This window comes from Paenibacillus sp. OSY-SE (assembly GCF_000283315.1).
In the GTDB taxonomy this organism is placed as follows: domain Bacteria; phylum Bacillota; class Bacilli; order Paenibacillales; family Paenibacillaceae; genus Paenibacillus_B; species Paenibacillus_B profundus.
This window is the reverse complement of record NZ_ALKF01000101.1, coordinates 1-3350: the sequence shown is the minus strand read 5'-3', so window position 1 is coordinate 3350 and position 3350 is coordinate 1. Positions and strand designations below refer to the sequence as shown.

General features: G+C 45.7%; 2 protein-coding genes and 1 pseudogene. All 3 read left to right on the top strand.

Features of this window, described 5'->3' with window-relative positions; all coding sequences use genetic code 11:
• Positions 1–392: pseudogene (locus tag A372_RS0100660) on the top strand (phosphotransferase enzyme family protein); the annotation flags it as partial.
• Between the two features lie 494 nt (positions 393–886).
• Entirely contained in the window at positions 887–2371 is a 1485-nt protein-coding gene (locus tag A372_RS0100655; RefSeq protein ID WP_019418926.1) for an Lsa family ABC-F type ribosomal protection protein, read from the top strand.
• 264 nt (positions 2372–2635) lie between these two features.
• The coding region (locus A372_RS0100645; protein WP_019418924.1) for a radical SAM protein at positions 2636–3350 on the top strand (715 nt) is incomplete at its 3' end.

Here is a 3350-nt window from a genome sequence, read left to right as displayed (position 1 = left end):
ATGATTTCGATAATTCATGTTTTGGTTGGTATATGTTTGACTTGGCCAGTATCTGGGGAATCGGAGTGGGCTGGATACAATTTGAACCAGACGCCGGTAAACGTAAAACGTTTATGGATGATTATTTTGAAACCGTTCTCGCGGGTTACAGATCCGAGACCAATCTTGAAGATTTGATGTTGGATCAGTTACCTTTATTTATTCAGGTGTGTGTCATGGAATATATTGTAGACGCATTCGAGTGTATGCGAAACAACGGCGAAGAGCCGGAGTGTGATGAGGAGCTGTCGTATCGCATAAAATGCATGGAAGACGATATCCCGTATAAGGGATTTTTCCATGAGATTTATTCGTGTGAAGAACCTTTTCAGTATGAGGGACGAAATATGTAGATTGAAATTGTGAACAGCCGGCTCATTGGGGCCGGCTTTGTTTTTCGCTGAACAAACGGGCAAGTTAGCTCAATAAGCACCCGACGAACTGCAGGATTTCCTTAGGCTGCATGAACCGCTAGGGAACTATGCAGTGACGGAGTAAGGCTCGAACTATGGTTTTTGATGTGATCTAATTGAACTGAAGTAGATGAATGTTGCCATTGCTAGGATATTGCAATGAAATATCTGGTATGTTACTATTGCGCTAACACTTACGATAGGAGTTGAAGAGGGTAATGTAAAATTTCTTGCTACCATTTAAAGAATAAAACAAGTTCTATTTGCTCTGTTTTGTTCTTTATTGGCAAGAAAGTTACCTTATTCTTTTCACTCAAAAAATAGTTCCTTATCTGACTCTGCGTAGGGTTGGATTTGCTTTATTTTTTTGAGCTGTAAGAAAGGTCAACTTTCTTGCAGCTCTTTTTTATTTGTGAACCAAGGAGGTTTCTGGAATGTCATTGATCAAGGTAACGAACCTGACGTTTGCGTATGACGGCAGTTACGACAACATTTTTGAGCATGTAAGTTTGCAAATCGATACCAATTGGAAATTGGGCTTTACGGGAAGGAACGGCCGGGGCAAGACTACGTTTCTCAATTTGCTGCTCGGCAAGTATGAATACAGCGGAACGATTTCCTCTAACGTAAGTTTCGAGTATTTCCCGTTCCACGTCGAGCACAAGGAAAAATATACATTTGATGTGGTAGCCGACATCTATCCGGACTATGAGCACTGGCAACTCATGCGCGAGTTTTCGCTGCTGAAGTTATCAGAGGATGTGTTGTATCGACCGTTCGACTCGTTGTCCAACGGAGAACAGACGAAGGTAATGCTGGCGGTTCTGTTTTTGAAGGAAAACAGCTTTTTGCTTATCGACGAGCCGACAAATCATCTGGATCTGCATGCTCGGAAGCTGGTAAGTGATTATTTGAACGGCAAGAGCGGCTTTATGTTGGTGTCACACGATCGGGCGTTTCTCGACAATTGTGTGGATCATATTATTTCGATCAATAAGACCAATATCGAAATCCAGAACGGAAACTTTTCAGACTGGTGGGAGAACAAACAAAGACAGGACAATTTCGAACTGGCCGAGAACGAAAAGCTGAGGAAGGACATTAAGAGGCTGTCCGAAGCGGCCAAGCGAACAAGCAACTGGTCGCACGAAGTAGAAAAAACGAAAAACGGCACCCGTAACTCCGGCTCCAAGGTCGACAAAGGATACATCGGCCACAAGGCCGCCAAAATGATGAAGCGATCCAAATCGATCGAACAAAGACAGCATTCCGCGATCGAGGAAAGATCCCAGCTTCTGAGAAACGTCGACAGCTCGGAGAGCCTGAAAATATCGCAGATGACTTATCATAAACACCAATTGGTCGAGCTTGACCGCGTTTCAATTCATTATGGAGAAAAGAACGTTTGCAGCGATATCAGCTTTACTATCGAGCAAGGGGACAGAATCGTGCTCTCCGGTCCGAACGGCTCCGGCAAATCCAGTTTGCTCAAACTGATTTGCGGCGAGGAGATTCCTTATTCCGGCGCGTTTCGAAAAGGGAGTCAGTTGAAAATTTCCTACGTATCACAAGATACCTCGCAGTTGCAGGGCAATTTGTCGGAATTCGCCCAATTCAGCGAGATTGACGAAAGCTTGTTCAAAGCGATTTTGAGAAAACTCGATTTTTCGCGCTTGCAATTTGAAAAGGACATCGCTTCTTATAGCGGTGGTCAGAAGAAAAAGGTTCTGATCGCGAAAAGCCTCTGCGAACGCGCTCATTTGCATATTTGGGACGAACCGCTTAATTTTATCGACGTCATCTCCAGGATGCAAATCGAAGAACTGCTGCTAGAGCATTCGCCAACTATCCTTTTTGTGGAGCATGACAGCGAGTTTTGCAAACATATCGCAACTAAAACTGTGGAACTGAACGTTTAACAGGTTTAACAAACTATAGGAGGATGAAAACGATGATTATTGAGGTTGAGGTTGTAGATGATTATGTGGACCGGTTCCAATCGATTGACCCGGTTCACGACAAAATGAATCTGTTGCCGGAGGTATACCAATCTATCGACAGATGCACGTAGCGATTCTATCAGCAAACGCATCGTGTTTTTTCCTGCGTAGTTGGTTAATGACGTGTTAAAGCGCCGGATGACGGTTGCTTTTTTGCATTTTCTCCGGCGGTAAGGAGAACACATGAAACCAACCTCAAAATATGAAACGATTGGGCAGATCCTGTCCGACTTCAAGCAGCCTGCATACCGGTATGGGCAAATTATAGATGCTATTTTCAAACAAAAAATCGCTGAATATGAACGGATCACCATACTGCCTACATTTTTGCGAGAAGCGTTGGCCCGGACGCTTGGTTCGAACGTCTCCAGCGTTATTCCCGTAAAGGAACTCACATCGCAGCAGGTCAGCAAGGTGCTGTTTGCCATTGGTGGCGGCGAACGCGTGGAGGCCGTAAGACTTTCCTATAAACGGGGATGGAAATCGTATTGTATTTCCACGCAGTGCGGCTGCGGGTTCGGGTGCCGCTTTTGCGCCACGGGTACCATCGGTCTGAAACGAAATCTGACCGCCGACGAAATTACCGACCAATTGCTTCACTTTCACTTGAACGGCCACGCCTTGGACAGTGTGTCCTTCATGGGCATGGGGGAGGCGCTCGCCAACCCGCATCTTTTCGATGCGCTAGCGAGTTTGACCAACCCGCATCTCTTCGGTTTAGGACATCGAAGAATTACGATTTCCACCATCGGCCTGTTGCCAGGAATCGATAGGTTGACGCGGGAGTTTCCACAGGTCAATCTCACCTTCTCGATGCATTCGCCGTTCGACGATCAACGGAGCGAACTGATGCCGATCAATAAGCGGTTTCCGCTCCGCGACGTGCTGAATGCATTGG